Source organism: Corallococcus sp. CA049B (assembly GCF_003611685.1).
Classification (GTDB): Bacteria; Myxococcota; Myxococcia; order Myxococcales; family Myxococcaceae; genus Corallococcus; species Corallococcus coralloides.
The window spans coordinates 1-394 of record NZ_RAWC01000491.1 but is presented as its reverse complement, the minus strand read 5'-3'; the positions used below and the strand labels follow the sequence as shown (position 1 = coordinate 394).

The window sequence follows — 394 nt, the reverse complement described above, 5'->3', positions numbered from 1 at the left end:
GCATAGCCGGACAGGGTTTCATTGTAGGCGTGCTGCTCCAGGACGGTTCGGCGCAGCATCGCCGTGGGCGCGGAGACCTGGTTCGCGGCCAGCGCGTACGTCGGACAATCCCCCAGGTACGTCATGAACCCCTTGAACTGGCGGTTGGCCAGCTCTTCGCTGGAATGGAAGCGGCCCCCGGTGGGGACCACCCCTGAGAACTCCTGTCGCGCTTCGAGTGCGGAGACGGCGTGTTGGATGAAGTCCGGGGACAGGCTGTCGTCCGACTCCAGGAACACGACGTATGCCCCGCGTGCGGCGCGGACACCCAGGTTACGAGCCCCCGCGAACCCGCGGCGGATCGGGGAGCGGACGACACGAAGCCCTTCCCCTTCAGCCTCGGACCGCTCCAGGC

Annotated in this window: 1 protein-coding gene; it reads right to left on the bottom strand. The window is 67.5% G+C overall.

Annotated features, from left to right (window positions below; genetic code table 11):
- On the bottom strand, positions 1–341 hold a 341-nt coding region (locus tag D7W82_RS39875), incomplete at its 3' end, for a glycosyltransferase (RefSeq protein ID WP_233588223.1).
- Between the last annotated feature and the right edge of the window lie 53 nt (positions 342–394).